Source organism: Herbidospora daliensis, from assembly GCF_001570585.1.
GTDB lineage: Bacteria > Actinomycetota > Actinomycetes > Streptosporangiales > Streptosporangiaceae > Herbidospora > Herbidospora daliensis.
Genome location: NZ_BBXF01000004.1, coordinates 602,573 through 618,745 on the forward strand (window position 1 = coordinate 602,573; position 16,173 = coordinate 618,745).

A 16,173-nucleotide genomic window follows, 5' to 3' on the forward strand; every position below is an offset into this window, starting at 1 on the left:
TGCGTTCCTGCGCCGCCTCCACCATGATGTGCAGGGTCAGGCTACCCAGCGGACAGGCACTTCACTGGGTTGTCGCCAAACCGTAATCAACTCATCACTGAGTGTTGCGGACCCAATCCACGGTGAGTTTGAGCGCGGAGGCCAGGTCGTGTTCGGGCCGCCAGCCCAAGCCGTCGTAGGCGGGCGCGGGGTCGACCGCCATCGCGGGCAGGTCGCCCAGCCGGGCGGGCGCGAGCTCGGGCTCGTCGCGCACCCCGGCGGCGGCCGCGATGAGGGAGTGCAGCGCGCGGTCGGAGGTCTGCGCGCCGGTGCCGACGTTGAAGGTGCCGCCGTCGCCCCGTGAGCCGCACGCGCGGGCGAAGGCGTCGACCACGTCGTCGACGTAGACGTAGTCGCGGGTCTGGGAGCCGTCGCCGTAGAGGACGGTCGGCCGGCCGCCGAGGAGGGCGTCGGTGAAGATGGCCACCACGCCCGCTTCGCCGCCGGGCGACTGACGCGGCCCGAAGACGTTCGAGAGCACCAGCGTGGTGTACTCGATGCCGTAGAGCGCCCGGTAGGCCGACAGATAGGCCTCGGCGCTCACCTTCGAGGCGGCGTAGGGGGACATCGGGCGCGCCGGGGTGTTCCCGGGCACCGGAATGCTCTCGGGACGGCCGTAACGCGCCACCGACGACGCGAAGACGACCTTGCGGACCTTCTTCACCCGGGCCGCTTCGAGGACGTTGAGGGTGCCCTCGACGTTGACGCGCGCGTCGGTCAGCGGATCGGCGACGCTGGCGCGGACCGAGATCTGCGCGGCCAGGTGGCAGATCACCTCGGCGCCGTCGGCGGCCTCGGCCAGCGCCGGGTCGCGGACGTCGATCTGGTGGAACTCCGCCCGCGGGGCCCGGTTGGACCCCGATGAGAGGTCGTCGGCCACGACGACCTCGTGGCCGTCGGCGAGCAGCCGATCGACGAGGTTGGAACCGATGAAACCCGCACCGCCCGTGACCAGAATCCGCATGGCCAGCAGGCTATTCCACCAGTTCGCTTCGTACCTGTTCGATCCGCAGCCGGATCTTGGCCCGGAGGTCGTCGGGCACCGGGTCACACCCGCAGTGTTTGGCCACGAGCTGCTTCACGACCTTGTCGAGCCCGTATTCCCGCAGGCACGGGTCGCACTCGTCGAGGTGCTGCCGGATGTCTCCACACTTGTCCTCGTCGAGTTCACCGTCGAGAAAGCTGTAGACCCGGTCGAGCACCTCACTACAGTCGGTGTCGTGGTGGTCACCACAGCTCATGCGCCCTCCTCCGATCGCACAAGCCCGCGCTCGCGCGCGTAGTCCTCAAGCTGCGAGCGCAGTTGCCTGCGGCCGCGGTGGAGGCGCGACATCACGGTTCCGATGGGGGTCCCCATGATGTCGGCGATCTCCTTGTAGGGGAACCCCTCGACGTCGGCCAGGTAGACCGCGATCCGGAATTCCTCGGGGAGCGCCGCGAGAGCGTCCTTGACGTCGCTGTCGGGGAGGTGTTCGAGGGCCTCGAGCTCGGCCGACTTGAGCCCACTCGACGTATGGGACTCGGCGCGGGCGAGCTGCCAGTCTTCGATCTCCTCGGTCCCGGCCTGCTTCGGCTCGCGCTGCTTCTTGCGGTAGCTGTTGATGAAGGTGTTGGTCAGGATGCGGTAGAGCCAGGCCTTCAGGTTGGTGCCCACCTGGAACTGGTGGAACGACGCGAAGGCCTTCGCGAAGGTCTCCTGGAGGAGGTCTTCGGCGTCGGCGGGATTGCGGGTCATCCGGAGCGCGGCGGAGTAGAGCTGATCGATATAGGGCATTACATCCCGCTCGAACCGCTCACTGCGCTGCTCCAGAGTCTCCTCGGCAGTCTTGGAGACCGGACCCACCCCCTCATAGATGCTTATCGCATCAGAGGATACCGGGACGGCATAGGCCGGGGTTTCCGGCCTCACCAGCAACGCGTTCATGCCCATCGTCAACCGCGGCGGCGTAGAGTCTGTTCCCGGACAAGGTACGCAATGCCTTATCCGGGGAAAAAGCTACGTACCGGCTGGTAGGGACACCGTCTCCACCAGACCCTCCTTCTGAGAACGTCAACGTCCAGGAGCCGCTCGTGCTGCCCATTCCGGCCAATGAACTCAACGGCACAGGAAATCTCGGGCCTTACTGGACCTTTTACCATGCTGTCGTCGCCGAGCAGCTGCGCCGCTGGCTGCCGGAGAAACCCTCCTTGCTGCTCGACCTGTCCGGCGGCCGGGGGCGCTGGCCCGCCCAGGCCGCACGGGCCGGGCACCGCGTGGTGGAGGTGCTCGACTTCCGCCGTCCCGCCGCCGAGCCGTGGCTCAGGGAGGCCTCCGACCACATCCACAAGGTGCGCAGCGACGACCTGGCGTTCCTGGCCGACGGCAGCGTCGACGCCGTGGTCGCCGAGGAACGCGCCCTGTCGGTCGAGATCATGGCCGAGTCGGCCCTGGCCGACGTGACGCGGGTGCTCAAGCCGGGCGGCCGGGTGCTGGTCTGCGTCGACTCGCTCGTGCTCGGCATGGCGATCCTCGCCGAGCAGAACTACTGGGCCCACCTCTGCCAGACGGGCGAGGTCATGCTGGTGCCCTGGCCCGACGGCAGCATCACCCGCTGCTTCTCGGCCGCGCAACTGCGCGACCTGCTGACCGGCGCGGGCCTGGAAGTCGAGTGGGTACGCCCGCGCACCGTCCTGTCGCCCTCGACGGTCGACCACGTGCTGGGCAGCGACCAGCGATCGTTGTCGTGGCTGGTCAGAACCGAACTCGAGGCCCACCCCGACGACGACGACACGGTCGGCATCCACCTGGTGGCGAGCGGGCGCAAGCCCCTCTAGCGGCGTCTCTCCCGCCGCGACTGGCACCCGATGCAGCGGGCCGCCTCGGGCCGGGCCTCCAACCGGCCCTCGGGAACCGCGACGCCGCAGTCGACGCAGCGCCCGTAGGTCCCGGCGTCGAGCCGGGACAGCGCCGCCACGACCGCCCGGCGCTGCCGGCCCGCCGCCTCGATCATGGCGTGGTTCCGGTCGGCGTCGCCGAGCGTGATCTCGGCGGACGGGGTGGTCGTCAGGACTCCGATGGACCGGTCCAGGTCGTCGAGCATCATCTCCAGGCGCATACGCGCAGCCGCAGATTCCACGAATCCGCACCTCCGGGAATGGGGGGACGCCTCTCCAACTGGAGGTATTCCGCTCTTGGGAGGTGGGGACACCTGGTCAGCGCCACGTCGTGCGGACGATCACCACCCCGGTGCGGTTGCTCATCGGAATCCTTCCTCAGAAGAGCTGATCGTTGTCATCGCTGTCCGGCAGCGGGGCGATGAGGTGCTCTCCGTTGTTGCGTACGTTGCCCACCGCCGGGTCCACCGGATAGGCCACCAGCCCCGCCGAGGTGGCCGGAACCAGCAGTTCGGAGGCGTCCGAAACCCCCGGGTCGAGCCATTCGGCCCACTTGTCGCGGGCGATCAGCATGGGCATGCGGTCGTGGATGTGGCCCAGGCGGTCTTCGGCGTCCTGGGTGATCACCGTGCAGGTGCAGATCCACTCGCCTTCCGGGTCCTTCCAGAACTCGTACAGGCCGGCCATCGCCAGCACGCCGCCGTCTTCGGGATGGATGAAGAAGGGCTGCTTGCGCTTGTCGTCGGTCGGCATCCACTCGTAGTAGCCGTCGGCGGGCAGCAGGCAGCGGCGGGTGGCGAACGCCTTGCGGAAGGCGGGCTTCTCGGCGACCGTCTCGATCCTGGCGTTGATCATGCGGGAGCCGATCGAGGGGTCCTTGGCCCAGCTCGGGACCAGGCCCCAGCGGACCACCCTGAGCTGCCTGACCGGGCGGGTGGCTCCCTCGACGTGGGGGACGCGGCTCATGACCGCGTACACGTTCTTGGTGGGGGCGACGTTGTAATCAGGTGCGAGTTCCTCTTCCGAGTCGAGCTCGACCTCGAACTCCTCCAGGAGCTCGTGGCGCTTGCGCGCCGACGCGTATCTTCCACACATCCCTCCAGACTGCCACCGATAGGCTTGGACGCATGTCCGCTCCCTTGTGGCCCGCGCCCGTCGCGTCCGGCCCGGTGGTCGCCACCGTGGCGCTGCCCGGCTCCAAGTCCGTGACCAACCGCGCGCTGCCGCTGGCGGCGCTGGCCGACGGTCCCGGGCGGGTGCGGCTGGCGCTGCGCAGCCGCGACGCCGACCTGATGGCCGCCGGGCTGCGCACCCTCGGCGCCGGCATGACCAACGTCGGCACGAGCGCGTCCTCCGCCGACTGGGAGATGACGCCCGGCCCGCTCACCGGCGGCGGCCACATCGACTGCGGCCTGGCCGGGACCGTCATGCGGTTCCTGCCGCCGATCGCGGCGCTGGCCGACGGCGAGGTCTCCTTCGACGGCGACCCCCACGCCCGCAAGCGGCCGATGGGCACCATCCTCGACGCGCTGCGCGGCCTGGGCGCCCACGTCGACGGCGACCGGCTTCCCTTCACGATCCGCGGGCCGCTCACCGGCGGCGAGGTGACCCTCGACGCGTCCGGTTCCTCCCAGTTCGTCTCCGGGCTGATGCTGGCGGGGGCCCGGTTCCCGAAGGGGGTCACGGTCCGCCACGTCGGGCCGCCGGTCCCGTCGATGCCGCACATCGCGATGACCGTCCAAATGCTGCGGGCCCGGGGCGTCGAGGTCGACGACTCCGAGCCGCACGTCTGGCGGGTGCTGCCCGGCCCGATCGCGGCCACCGACTTCACGGTCGAGCCCGACCTGTCGAACGCGGCCCCGTTCTTCGCCGCCGCGATGGTCGCCGGCGGTTCGGTGACGGTCCCCCACTGGCCGGCCGAGACCACCCAGCCGGGCGACCGGCTGCGTGAGCTGCTGACCGGCATGGGCGCCCGGGTCGAGCTGACCGCCGAGGGCCTGACCGTCCACGGCGAGGCCCTCCACGGCGTCGACGTCGACCTGCGCGACGAGGCCGAGCTGACCCCGACGATCGTGGCGCTGGCCGCGCTGGCCGACTCGCCGACCCGCATCCGGGGCGTGGCGCACATCCGGGGCCACGAGACCGACCGCATCACCGCGCTGGCCGCCGAGGTCAACCGCCTGGGCGGCGACGCCCGCGAGACCGACGACGGCCTGGAGATCTTCCCGAAGAAGCTCCACGGGGGCGTCTTCCACTCCTACGACGACCACCGCATGGCGACCGCCGGCGCGGTCATCGGCCTGGTCGTGCCCGGCGTCGAGGTCGAGAACATCGCCACGACCGCCAAGACCCTGCCCGAGTTCGCCGCGATGTGGGCGGCGATGTTGCGGGGAGACGCGTCCTGAGACGGCGTGAATACGACGAAGACGACGTCAGGGTCCGGCCGGGCAAGGGGTCCCGGCCGCGCACCCGGCTCCGGCCTGCCCACGAAGCGGCGGTGCCTGGGTTCGTCGTCGCCGTCGACCGGGGCCGCTACACGGTGCTGACCGGGCGCGGCATCCACGAGACCGGCCCGTCGACCGTGATCACCGCGATGAAGGCTCGGGAGCTCGGCCGCAAGGGCATCGTGGTCGGCGACGAGGTCGCGCTCGTCGGCGACACCTCGGGCAAGCCCGACTCGCTGGCCCGGATCGTGCGCCGCGAGGAGCGCCGCTCGATGTTGCGGCGCAGCGCCGAAGACTACGACGAGGTCGAGCGCCCGGTCGTGGCCAACGCCGACCAGCTCGTCATCGTGACCGCGCTGGCCGACCCGCCGCCCCGCCCGCGCATGATCGACCGCCTGCTGGTGGCCGCCTTCGACGCCGACATCGACCCGCTGCTCTGCCTGACCAAGGCCGACCTGGCCGCCCCTGACGAGCTGATCTCGCTCTACGAGCCGCTCGGCGTCGAGCACATCACGGTCCGGCGCGGCGGCGACCTGACGGAGCTGCGCGACCACCTGACCGGCCGGGTGAGCGTCCTGGTCGGCCATTCAGGCGTGGGCAAGTCGACGCTGGTCAACGCGCTGGTGCCGACGGCGGGCCGGGCGGTGTCCCACGTCAACGCGGTCACCGGCCGGGGCCGCCACACCTCCACCTCCGCCGTCGCGCTGGAGCTGCCCGACGGCGGCTGGATCATCGACACGCCGGGCGTGCGCAGCTTCGGGCTCGGCCACGTCGAGATCGACAACGTGCTGGTCGCCTTCCCCGACTTCAACGAGGCCGCGGTCGACTGCCCGAAGGGCTGCACCCATCTGGGCGACGGCTGCGCCCTCGACCGGTTCGTGGCCGAGGGCCACGGCGACCCCGCCCGCCTGGTGTCACTGCGCCGCCTGCTGTCGAGCCGCGACGGCGCGCCCGACGACGACTAGCGGTTGGGCCGCAGCGTCCACTCCACGGTGACCTCGGCGACGGTCGCGCCTTCTGAATTGCGTACCGTCACCTCGACCGTGAACTCCGGCCGCCGCCCTTCCGAGAGTTCCGCGAGCACCGCGTCGCGCTCGGCCTTCACGACCGCCTCGGCGGTCAGGTCTCCAAGAGCCAGTTTCCGGTACGCCACCCGCCCCACCGTGGCCAGCGGCGTCGCCCGGTCGAGGGTGTCGCCGAACAGCGAGAGCATGGCCGCCCCGGAGGCCGACTCGGCCAGGGAGAACACCACTCCGGCATGGGGTCCGCCGACGTGGTTGTGCAGGTCGGGACGGTCTGCGAGACGAGCGACAGCCGTACCGGAGTCGACGGAGTCGAAAGACACGCCGAGGGTGCGCGCGAAGGGGACGCTCTGCAGGAACAGAGCCCCCGTGTCGAAAGTGGTCATGGACGGCATGTTACTCATTGGTAGGATCTGGAGCGGTCCCGGGTCTGATGGAAATGCGGGCGAAACCGCTAGCGTGTGATCCGTGACGGCTTACAACGATGATCTGCGACTCGCGCACGTGATGGCCGACGCGGCCGACGACATCTCGTTGCGCCGTTTCAAGGCCGTGGACCTGAAGGTCGAGACCAAGCCCGACCTGACCCCGGTCAGCGACGCCGACCGGGCGGTGGAAGAGGCGATCAGGGGCACCCTTCGCCGGGCTCGCCCCCGCGATGCCGTCATTGGCGAGGAGTTCGGCAAAACGGGCTACGGCATGCGTTCCTGGGTCATCGACCCCATCGACGGGACCAAGAACTTCGTGCGTGGCGTGCCCGTGTGGGCGACCCTGATCGCGCTCATGGAAGAGGGCAAGGTCGTGGTCGGATGCGTCTCCGCGCCCGCGCTCAACCGGCGCTGGTGGGCGGCCCGCGACGGCGGCGCGTTCACCGGCCGCAGCCTGACCAAGGCCACCCGGTGCCGGGTGTCGTCGGTCGCCAAACTGGAGGACGCGTCCTTCTCCTACTCCAGCCTCGGCGGCTGGGAGAAGGAGGGCAAGCTCGACAACCTCCTCGATCTGACGCGCAGTGTGTGGCGGACGCGGGCCTACGGCGACTTCTGGTCCCACATGATGGTGGCCGAGGGTGCGGTGGACGTCTCGGCCGAACCGGAACTGTCGCCATGGGACATGGCCGCGCTCACCGTGATCGTCGAAGAGGCCGGCGGTGCGTGTACCGGCGTGGGCGGCAACCCGCCCCTCGACAGCGGGAGCATGGTGTGCTCGAACGGGCTCTTGCACACCGAAGTACTCAAAAAGCTCTCTTAATAGACTTTTCCGGAGAAAAGGTCAGCCCACATCTGTTCGGCGCGTGAGGACACCATGCGCTCGGTCTCCTCGGTGAGTTGCGACTGCAATGTCGTACGCCGAATGAAGTACTGACCCGCCGCGCCGACGAATTCGTAGACCACCCCGCGGCACGAGCACGAATGGGCCCTGACCCGCTCGCGGTCGGTCCACCGCGCCCCGGGACGCCAGGTCAGCCGCTTGGCGTCCGGATCGGGATGGCTCGGCACGTGCGGGCCGTGATAGGTGGTCATGACCTTTCCACGTGAGACTGTCTTGGTGGGGGCATCCATGCGGTGATACTCACGACCTGGGCCGATCCCGGGGAATACGCCATGCGGATCAGAAATCGCGATATTCGTCCGGAGAATTCCTGCGTGACGTCGCGAATGGGCGTAACTTACCGTCATGGGTCATGACGGAAACGGTCTGCCGCCGGACTTCTGGGCCCGGCCGCCGGTCGCCGGCGCGCTCGCCGAGTGCGACATGGCGACGATTCTCGATCAGGTCCGATCCGCTCGCGGATGGACGCAGGGCCAGCTCGCCGACTTCCTCGGCTACTCCCAGAGCTGGGTGTCCAAGGTGCTCAGAGGGCGCCAGTCGCTCACCGTCGACCAGATCCGCGATCTCGCGCGGCAGGTCGGCATCCCCCAATACCTCCTGCGGATCGGCGACGTCGGGGGTGAGGACCCCACGAAACGCCGCGACTTCAGCAAGATAGCCTTCCTGGCCGCGATGCCCGTGGCGCCGACCATCTCCTACCGGTCGGCCGACGAGACGACCGCGTCGTCCCTCGCCGCGATCACCGGCGCGCAGCGCCGGCTGGAGGCCGAGACCCCCGCCCGCGAGCTCGCCCGCGGCGCCGTCGCCCACGTCGAGCTCACCAAGCGGGCCCTGGCCCGGTCGGCCGAGACGCCGTTCGCGGTGGAGGTCTGCCCGACCGTCAGCGAGGCCGCCGGGTTCGCCGCCTGGTTACACGCCGACATGCAGGACATCGGCACCGCCCGCATGTTCTACCGGTTCGCGGTCGACTCGGCCCGCCGGGCCGAACACCCGCTGCTGGAGGCCTACATGCTGGGCAGCCTGGCCGCGTTCGAGATCGACCACGACGACCCGCTGCTCGGGCTGACGATGGTCGCGCAGGCCAGGGCGCAGATGGGCGGCAACCCGCCGGCCACCGCCAGAGCCTGGCTGGCGTGCATCGAGGCGCTCGGCCACGCGGGCAAACGCGACGTGATGGCCGCGCTCAACTGCCTGCGCGAGGCGGAGATCGCCGTCGCCCAGAGCGAACGGGCGTCCTCTCCCCCATGGCCGTGGGTCTTCCCGTTCGACCCCGGCAAACTGGCCGGCTACCGCGCGCTGGTGATGGTCCGCCTGGGCCGCCCCCACGACGCGGTCTCGGCCTTCGCCGAATCCCTCGTCTCCGTACGCCCCGCCGCCAAGCAGCAGGCGCTGCTCATGCTCGAGATCGCCACGGCCCGCCGGATGGCCGGGGAGGTCGACGAGGCCTTCACCCTGGCGGGTGAGGCGCTCAAGGCGGGGGTCGTCTACTCGTCCGAGAGGGTCCTCCACCGGGTGCGGCGTTTCCGCCGCGACTACGAGGGCCCGCCGTCTCTGCTGGTCCGCGACTTCGACGACCGACTGCGTGCGACCAGCACGTTCTGAATCGGTCCACCGGCCCCGCTCCGCATCAGGAGCGGGGCTTTCATTAACGCCGCAATACGGCTGTGACCTGCCCGTTATCTGATGAGACCTACGCGAAGGGGACCAGACCCGTTCATTCTTCGTTCACCTTCGTCCGGCCGACAGGTCACCTTCGGCCCCTAGCCTCCCGGTTGTTGAAGAAACAATCAGGAGGATTCAGCCGTGAAGTATGCAGGCCGGCTCGCCGTAGCCGCCATCGCCGGCGTGCTGTCGCTCGCCGCGTGTGGTACTGACGACAACACCACCCCTTCCACCGCCACCGACGGCGGCACCGCCGCCGCTCCCGCGGCGACCTCGGGTGACAACGCGCTCAGCGGCACCATCAACGCCGCGGGCTCCTCGGCTCAGGCCAACGCGGTCGACGAGTGGAAGAAGGCGTTCCAGAGCGCCAACCCCGGTGTGAGCATCAACTACCAGCCGAGCGGCTCGGGCGCGGGCGTCCAGGCGTTCATCGCCGGCACCGTCGCGTTCGCCGGTTCCGACTCGGCGCTGAAGGAAGACGAGCCGGCTCAGGCCGACGCCCGTTGCGCCACCGGCAAGGCCATCAACCTGCCGATGGTCGTGGGTCCGGTCGCCGTGGTCTACAACCTCCCCGGTGTCGACGGCCTCCAGCTTTCGCCGAAGACCATCGGCGGCATCTTCAACAGCCAGATCACCAAGTGGGACGACCCCGCGATCAAGGCTGACAACCCCGACGCCACGCTGCCCTCGACCGACATCCAGGCGTTCCACCGCTCGGACGAGTCGGGCACCAGCGACAACTTCACCAAGTTCCTGGCCGCCACCGCCGAGTGGCCGTACGAGCCCGCCAAGGCGTGGCCCGCCGAGGCCAAGGGCCAGGGCGCCAAGGGCTCCGACCAGATCGCCGCGTCGGTCAAGTCGACCGAGGGCGCCATCTCCTACGTCGAGCTCTCGTACGCCGAGAACTCCGGCCTGCAGAAGTCGAAGGTCGCCAACGGCGCCGGCGAGTTCGTCGAGCTGACCCCGGAGAGCGCCGGCAAGACCGTCGAGGCCGCGACCGTCGAGGGCACCGGCAACGACCTCAAGATGAAGATCGACTACGGCACCTCGGCCGCGGGCGCCTACCCGATCGTCCTGGTGACCTACGAGATCACCTGCGAGAAGGGCCTCTCGGCCCAGGACCTGCCGCTCGTCAAGGGCTTCCTCGGCTACACCGCCTCCGACGAGGGTCAGCAGGTGCTGACCAACCTCGGCTACGCTCCGCTCCCCGCGTCGCTGCTGACCAAGGTCCGCGCCGCGGTTGAGGCCATCGCCTAGCCAATGGCGACCTCGACGCAAATGCGTGAAGGCGGGTCGGCTCCCCTGAGCCGGTCCGCCTTCCGGCGCAGCCGTGGCGACGGCCCCTTCCGTTACGCATCGACCGGTGCGGGCATCCTGCTGCTCGTGATCATGGCGGCCATCGCCGTGTTCCTGATCGCGCGAGCCATTCCCGCACTCCAGGCGAACACCGCGTCGTTCCTGACCGAACTGACGTGGAACGCCAACGCCTCAGAGCCGAAGTTCGGCATCGGCGCGCTCGCGTTCGGCACGGTCGTCAGCTCCTTCCTGGCGCTGATCATCGCCACGCCGATCGCGATCGGGGTCGCGCTCTTCATCTCCCACTACGCCCCCCGCCGCCTGGCCTCGTTCCTGGGCTACATCATCGACCTGCTGGCGGCGGTCCCCTCGGTCGTGTACGGCCTGTGGGGCATCATCTTCCTGGTCCCGTTCATGCGCGGGCCCTCGCAGTTCCTGAACGACTACTTCGGCTGGATCCCGATCTTCGGCGGCGACCAGGTCGTCGGCAAGTCGATGCTCGTCGGCTCGCTCGTGCTGGCGATCATGATCCTGCCGATCATCGCGGCCATCTCCCGGGAGGTCTTCCTCCAGGCTCCCAAGCTCCAGGAGGAGGCGGCCCTCGCCCTCGGCGCGACCCGCTGGGAGATGATCCGGATGTCGGTGCTGCCGTTCGGCCGCCCCGGCGTGATCAGCGCCGCGATGCTCGGCCTCGGCCGCGCCATGGGCGAGACCATCGCGGTCGCCCTGATCTTCCCGGCCACGTTCACGATCAGCTTCGAAATCCTCAGCGCCAACGGCAACAGCATCGCGGCCAACATCGCCAACGGCTTCGGCGAGGCCAACGACATCGGCCGGGGCGCGCTGATCGCGTCCGGTCTGGTGCTGTTCATCATCACCCTGCTGGTGAACATGGCCGCCCGCTGGGTCATCTCCCGCCGCAAGGAATACGCGAGGGTCGCCGCGTGAGTGCCGTCACCCCTGAAATCCAACGCATCTCCGGCATGCGCCGGTTCAAGGACAAGGGCGTACAGGCCCTTGTCTATCTGGCGTTCGCCATCGCCGTCGTCCCGCTCGTCTCGGTGTTGTGGCTGGTCATCTCCAACGGCCTGGCCCGCTTCGACATGGAGTTCCTGACCCACTCGATGCGCAACATCGGGGCCAGGGACGCCGGCGGCGGCGCGTACCACGCCATCATCGGCACCCTGGAGCAGGTCGCCCTGGCCTCGCTCATCTCGGTGCCGATCGGCCTGCTCACCGCGGTCTACCTGGTCGAGTACGGCACCAACGGCCGCCTCAAGCGCTCGATCAGCTTCTTCGTCGACATCATGACCGGTGTCCCCTCGGTCGTCGCGGGTCTGTTCATCCTCGCCTTCTGGATCCTGATCCTGGGCATGCCGTTCTCCGGCTGGGCCGGCGCCATGGCGCTGTCGATCCTGATGTTGCCGACGGTCGTCCGGTCGGCCGAAGAGATGCTCATGCTGGTCCCCAACGACCTGCGCGAGGCCTCCTACGCCCTGGGCGTCTCCAAGTGGCGCACCATCGTCAAGGTCGTGCTGCCCACCGCCTTCACCGGCATCGTGACCGGCGTCATGCTGGCCATCGCCCGTGTCGCCGGCGAGACCGCGCCGCTGCTGCTGACGGTCTTCTTCACCGACTCCATCAACGAGGACCCGTTCAACGGTCCGCAGATGGGTCTTCCTCTGTACGTCTTCGACCAGGCCGCCCGGCCCAACGACACCGCGATCGACCGCGCCTGGGCCGGCGCGCTCACCCTGATCGTGATCATCATGCTGCTCAACCTGGCCGCGCGCCTGATCACCTACTGGCGCTCGCCCGCGAGGAAGAGGTAATAGCCATGGCCAAACAGATCGAGGTCACCGACGTCGACGCCTACTACGGCAGCCACAAGGCCATCGAAGGCATCAACATGACCATCGACGCCCGCGCGGTGACGGCCTTCATCGGCCCGTCCGGTTGTGGCAAGTCGACCTTCCTCCGCACCCTGAACCGCATGCACGAGGTGATCCCCGGCGCCCGCGTCGAGGGCAAGATCCGCATGGAGGAGCAGGACCTCTACGGCTCCGACGTCGACCCCGTGTCGGTCCGCCGCACGATCGGCATGGTGTTCCAGCGCCCCAACCCGTTCCCCACGATGTCCATCTACGACAACGTGGCCGCGGGCCTGCGTCTCAACCACCGCTACTCGAAGTCGCAGCTAGACACCATCGTCGAGGACTCCCTCAAGGGCGCCAACCTGTGGAACGAGGTCAAGGACCGGCTCAACAAGCCCGGTTCGGGCCTGTCGGGCGGACAGCAGCAGCGCCTGTGCATCGCCCGCGCCATCGCGGTCCAGCCGCAGGTCCTGCTGATGGACGAGCCCTGCTCGGCGCTCGACCCCATCTCGACGCTGGCGATCGAAGACCTGATCTCCAAGCTCAAGCAGGAGTTCACCATCGTCATCGTCACCCACAACATGCAGCAGGCCGCTCGCGTGAGTGACAAGACGGCGTTCTTCAACCTGGCCGCCCAGGGCCAGCCGGGCAAGCTGATCGAGATGGACGAAACCACCAAGATCTTCACGAGCCCGACCCAGAAAGCGACCGAAGACTACATCACCGGGCGTTTCGGCTGATCCGACACATTGGGGAGGACCGGGTGGACGGGGAAACTCGATCCGCGCCGACGCTGTTGGTCGCCGACCCCGACAGCGCCCTGGTCGAGAACCTGACACACGAACTCGAATCCGAGGGAATCGACGTCACCGGCGTGTTCGACGGCGCCCAGGCGCTGCTCCAGGCAGGAGCACTGCGCCCGGACGCCGTCCTCATCAGCGCGTCGTTGCCCATCATCGGACCGGTTGACTTCGTGCGGGCAGTGCGCCTGGCACGGGCCGTACCGGTCCTGCTGGGCGTCGGCGAGGGATTCGCGGAACAGGCCATGGAGGCGCTGGCGGCCGGGGCGACGGCCTGCGTAGCCCGGCCGTACCGCGTGCCCGAGCTGCTTCCGCTCGTCCACGCGGCGTTCCGCCGGCAGGGCATCCAGCGCACCGTCCTGACCATCGGCGACGTCGCCCTGGACGTCACGGCGTACCAGGTGAAGGTGGGCGGCCGCGTCGTCCACCTGCCGCTGCGCGAGTTCGAGCTGCTGCACTACCTCATGCGCAACGCCGACCGCACCGTGACCCGCGAGCAGATAATGCGGCACGTCTGGCACTCCGCGGACGCGATGTCCACCAACACCATCGCCGTCCACGTGAAACGCCTGCGCGCAAGGCTGGGCGACGAAGACGACAAACTCATCCAGACCGTGAGGGGGGTCGGCTACCGCCTGGTCACCCCTTAGGACAACCGCGAAACCCGTCGAGCACCCTCTCGACGAGCCTCTCGACCTTGGCGATCCCGGCCTCACTGGTGGCATTGTCCTCAGTGAGCACGGCCACCGCGTAACGATCGCCGATGAGCCCCATGCTCGTGATCGCCCACAGGTCGTTGGCCACATGCCTCAACCACCCGTTCTTGACCGCCACCCGCTCCCCGGCACAAGCCCCCGCACTCACCCCCCACTTCTGGTCCTGTACGACCCCGCGCATCAGCCGCCTCACGACCTCGCCGTCCCGCAGCCTGGGCAGATACTTCAGCAACCGGACCTGATCGTCAGCGGTGGTCCGGGTGATCCCCCAGCAGTAGAGGTCGACGCACCTCCCGGGCACCGCGGTCGTGGTTTTCAACCCGAAGACCTTGTTCGCGCGGGCCAGCCCGGCTTCGCGGCCGATCCGCTCCCAGAGCCGATCGGCCGCCTTGTTGTCGGAGTACCGGATCATGATCTCGGCGTCCCTCTTGACGACCTTGGGCAGCCGATCCCAGCGCTCCTTCCGCAACAGCGCCATGAGAATGTCGACCTTCGCGACACTGGCCGTAGGAAGGACCTCCTTGGCCCCGAACCGGAAGACCCTCCCGTCACGCAGATCCTCGACGGTGATGGAGGTCCTACCGGGCCGGCTCTTGAGCATCGCCCTGACCGCTCTGGTGAGCTTCCGCCTGTCGACGACGGGCTCTTCCTTCTCCGGCACGCCGCGAGGCTCCGCCCACACCGCCTTCACCACAACGGCTCCAACGGGAACCGGGGTCTTCTCGGGTGCACGCGGGAGGTCATGCGAGGCGGCACTGGCGGCCAGAGCCAGCGCTGCGAGGAGAGGGACAACCACACGACGGGGGGACATCGTGGCCCCAAATGTAGCTCCCCATCTCCCGAACGTGGACGTGCCTCGCCACCCAGACTTCCGCTCATAAAGCCAAAGAGAACCAGTGCCCCGGAGGCCGTCATCACCCTCACCAATGAGAACGGCGCCTTCTTTCCAGCGGCCCACAGACGAGCCCACCGCCAACGGGATGGACTCCTACTCCCGTGACCACCCCATCCGGCTGGATCAGCTACGGATGCCAGTGCTCAGCGGCTCCGCGAAGTCTCACCTGCATCCCTGAAAACGCCGAGCACGACACACCTCCCAGAGAGCCCGACCGCCACCAACCGGCGCCGGCTCCAGCGAACACCACCCCGGAAACAACGAAAGCCCAGCCATACCGGCCGAGCTCATTCGACAACCCTCGAACCGGCGGAGGCCGGCCGCAAAGCTGGCAGACAATACGCTTCCGCGGAACCACCACCAGCACAGGCCCGAGAACGCCACCCAGGGAACGGCGAAAGACCGGCCGCAGTAGCCGGGCTGAATCCACACCAGTGAAATTAGCGAAAGCCCGACCGCATGGCCGGGCCAAGAACACCACCACGTGGAACCCCGCGCTACCACCGCGCAGGCCCGCAAACACTACCCATGAAATGGCGAAAGCCCGGCCGCACCCGGCCGGGCTCACTACCCGCAGAAACGACGAGAGCCCGACCAAACTGGCCGGGCTCAATACACAACCCCTGAAACGTCGAAGGCCCCAACCTAATCGGTTGGGGCCTTCGGTATAAAGATTGTCCGGCGGTGTCCTACTCTCCCACACCGTCCCCGGTGCAGTACCATCGGCGCTGGAGGGCTTAACTTCCGGGTTCGGAATGTAACCGGGTGTTTCCCCTCCGCCATAACCGCCGTAACTCTAGCGAACCTGCTTGTGGTTCGAGAGTTGCATAGTCGACGCGAACATTTATGGTCAAGTCCTCGGCCTATTAGTACCGGTCAGCTCCACACATTACTGTGCTTCCACTCCCGGCCTATCAACCCGGTCGTCTACCGGGGGCCTTACCCCAACAAAGGGTGGGAGACCTCATCTCAAGACGAGCTTCCCGCTTAGATGCTTTCAGCGGTTATCCCTTCCGAACGTAGCCAACCAGCCGTGCCCTTGGCAGAACAACTGGCACACCAGAGGTTCGTCCGTCCCGGTCCTCTCGTACTAGGGACAGCCTCTCTCAAGTCTCCTGCGCGCGCAGCGGATAGGGACCGAACTGTCTCGCGACGTTCTAAACCCAGCTCGCGTACCGCTTTAATGGGCGAACAGCCCAACCCTTGGGACCTACTCCAGCCC

18 protein-coding genes and 2 rRNA genes are annotated in these 16,173 nt (G+C 68.4%); 10 read left to right on the top strand and 10 right to left on the bottom strand.

What is annotated here, in order from left to right; translation table 11 throughout:
- Nucleotides 1-94 precede the first annotated feature (94 nt).
- From AW274_RS23090 to AW274_RS23100, 3 genes are read right to left on the bottom strand one after another with little or no spacing between them, the layout of a single operon-like run.
- Nucleotides 95-1,003 carry an NAD-dependent epimerase/dehydratase family protein gene (locus tag AW274_RS23090; protein ID WP_062436124.1) on the bottom strand — a complete coding sequence of 303 codons (909 nt, stop codon included), beginning with the start codon at nucleotides 1,001-1,003 and terminating at the stop codon, nucleotides 95-97.
- A 10-nt stretch (nucleotides 1,004-1,013) separates the two neighbouring features.
- A complete protein-coding gene (gene rsrA / locus AW274_RS23095; RefSeq protein WP_062436126.1) occupies nucleotides 1,014-1,280 on the bottom strand; it encodes a mycothiol system anti-sigma-R factor in 267 nt (88 codons plus the stop codon).
- Entirely contained in the window at nucleotides 1,277-1,813 is a 537-nt protein-coding gene (locus AW274_RS23100) for a sigma-70 family RNA polymerase sigma factor (protein WP_232320281.1), read from the bottom strand. The genes rsrA and AW274_RS23100 overlap by 4 nt, the downstream gene beginning before the upstream one ends.
- A 296-nt stretch (nucleotides 1,814-2,109) precedes the next feature.
- Between AW274_RS23100 and AW274_RS23105 the strand changes: the two genes are divergently transcribed.
- Nucleotides 2,110-2,853, top strand: coding sequence for a methyltransferase domain-containing protein (locus AW274_RS23105; protein WP_062436128.1), 744 nt, complete (start codon nucleotides 2,110-2,112; stop codon nucleotides 2,851-2,853).
- Here AW274_RS23105 and AW274_RS23110 read toward each other — a convergent pair.
- Nucleotides 2,850-3,155 carry a TraR/DksA family transcriptional regulator gene (locus AW274_RS23110; protein ID WP_062436130.1) on the bottom strand — a complete coding sequence of 102 codons (306 nt, stop codon included), beginning with the start codon at nucleotides 3,153-3,155 and terminating at the stop codon, nucleotides 2,850-2,852. The two genes, AW274_RS23105 and AW274_RS23110, sit on opposite strands and share 4 nt — an antisense overlap.
- Nucleotides 3,156-3,291: 136 nt before the next feature.
- Nucleotides 3,292-4,008, bottom strand: a complete 717-nt coding sequence (locus tag AW274_RS23115) for an SOS response-associated peptidase (RefSeq protein WP_062436132.1) — start codon at nucleotides 4,006-4,008, stop codon at nucleotides 3,292-3,294.
- Nucleotides 4,009-4,040: 32 nt separating this feature from the next.
- Between AW274_RS23115 and aroA the strand changes: the two genes are divergently transcribed.
- Nucleotides 4,041-5,318, top strand: coding sequence for a 3-phosphoshikimate 1-carboxyvinyltransferase (aroA, locus tag AW274_RS23120; RefSeq protein ID WP_062436134.1), 1,278 nt, complete (start codon nucleotides 4,041-4,043; stop codon nucleotides 5,316-5,318).
- Complete coding sequence (rsgA, locus tag AW274_RS23125; protein WP_062436232.1) at nucleotides 5,315-6,322, top strand: ribosome small subunit-dependent GTPase A; 1,008 nt, start codon at nucleotides 5,315-5,317, stop codon at nucleotides 6,320-6,322. The genes aroA and rsgA overlap by 4 nt, the downstream gene beginning before the upstream one ends.
- Here the strand turns inward: rsgA and AW274_RS23130 are convergent.
- The gene (locus AW274_RS23130) at nucleotides 6,319-6,765 is read right to left on the bottom strand and encodes a DUF4442 domain-containing protein (protein ID WP_232320259.1); all 447 of its coding nucleotides are present in this window, start codon (nucleotides 6,763-6,765) and stop codon (nucleotides 6,319-6,321) included. The two genes, rsgA and AW274_RS23130, sit on opposite strands and share 4 nt — an antisense overlap.
- A gap of 82 nt (nucleotides 6,766-6,847) precedes the next feature.
- Between AW274_RS23130 and hisN the strand changes: the two genes are divergently transcribed.
- Complete coding sequence (gene hisN / locus AW274_RS23135) at nucleotides 6,848-7,627, top strand: histidinol-phosphatase (protein ID WP_083974678.1); 780 nt, start codon at nucleotides 6,848-6,850, stop codon at nucleotides 7,625-7,627.
- Here the strand turns inward: hisN and AW274_RS23140 are convergent.
- Nucleotides 7,624-7,899 carry a hypothetical protein gene (locus tag AW274_RS23140; RefSeq protein WP_062436138.1) on the bottom strand — a complete coding sequence of 92 codons (276 nt, stop codon included), beginning with the start codon at nucleotides 7,897-7,899 and terminating at the stop codon, nucleotides 7,624-7,626. The genes hisN and AW274_RS23140 overlap by 4 nt on opposite strands.
- Nucleotides 7,900-8,053: 154 nt before the next feature.
- Here AW274_RS23140 and AW274_RS23145 point away from each other — a divergent pair, with 154 nt between their 5' ends.
- The 6 genes from AW274_RS23145 (at nucleotide 8,054) to AW274_RS23170 (ending at nucleotide 13,990) form a co-directional block, all read left to right on the top strand.
- Nucleotides 8,054-9,310 carry a helix-turn-helix domain-containing protein gene (locus tag AW274_RS23145; RefSeq protein ID WP_062436140.1) on the top strand — a complete coding sequence of 419 codons (1,257 nt, stop codon included), beginning with the start codon at nucleotides 8,054-8,056 and terminating at the stop codon, nucleotides 9,308-9,310.
- A 201-nt stretch (nucleotides 9,311-9,511) separates the two neighbouring features.
- Entirely contained in the window at nucleotides 9,512-10,627 is a 1,116-nt protein-coding gene (gene pstS / locus AW274_RS23150) for a phosphate ABC transporter substrate-binding protein PstS (RefSeq protein WP_062436142.1), read from the top strand.
- A gap of 21 nt (nucleotides 10,628-10,648) precedes the next feature.
- Nucleotides 10,649-11,614, top strand: coding sequence for a phosphate ABC transporter permease subunit PstC (gene pstC / locus AW274_RS23155; protein ID WP_232320261.1), 966 nt, complete (start codon nucleotides 10,649-10,651; stop codon nucleotides 11,612-11,614).
- Nucleotides 11,611-12,498 carry a phosphate ABC transporter permease PstA gene (gene pstA / locus AW274_RS23160; RefSeq protein WP_232320264.1) on the top strand — a complete coding sequence of 296 codons (888 nt, stop codon included), beginning with the start codon at nucleotides 11,611-11,613 and terminating at the stop codon, nucleotides 12,496-12,498. The genes pstC and pstA overlap by 4 nt, the downstream gene beginning before the upstream one ends.
- A gap of 5 nt (nucleotides 12,499-12,503) precedes the next feature.
- A complete protein-coding gene (gene pstB / locus AW274_RS23165; RefSeq protein ID WP_062436147.1) occupies nucleotides 12,504-13,280 on the top strand; it encodes a phosphate ABC transporter ATP-binding protein PstB in 777 nt (258 codons plus the stop codon).
- 23 nt (nucleotides 13,281-13,303) lie between these two features.
- Nucleotides 13,304-13,990 carry a response regulator transcription factor gene (locus AW274_RS23170; protein ID WP_030456421.1) on the top strand — a complete coding sequence of 229 codons (687 nt, stop codon included), beginning with the start codon at nucleotides 13,304-13,306 and terminating at the stop codon, nucleotides 13,988-13,990.
- On the opposite strand, the gene AW274_RS23175 is transcribed toward AW274_RS23170, so the two are convergent.
- The 3 genes from AW274_RS23175 to AW274_RS23185 all read right to left on the bottom strand — a co-directional run.
- Nucleotides 13,980-14,750 carry a serine hydrolase gene (locus AW274_RS23175; RefSeq protein WP_062436149.1) on the bottom strand — a complete coding sequence of 257 codons (771 nt, stop codon included), beginning with the start codon at nucleotides 14,748-14,750 and terminating at the stop codon, nucleotides 13,980-13,982. The two genes, AW274_RS23170 and AW274_RS23175, sit on opposite strands and share 11 nt — an antisense overlap.
- Before the next feature lie 877 nt (nucleotides 14,751-15,627).
- Nucleotides 15,628-15,744 (bottom strand): 5S ribosomal RNA (gene rrf / locus AW274_RS23180).
- 53 nt (nucleotides 15,745-15,797) lie between these two features.
- A 23S ribosomal RNA gene (locus tag AW274_RS23185) occupies nucleotides 15,798-16,173 on the bottom strand; the annotation flags it as partial.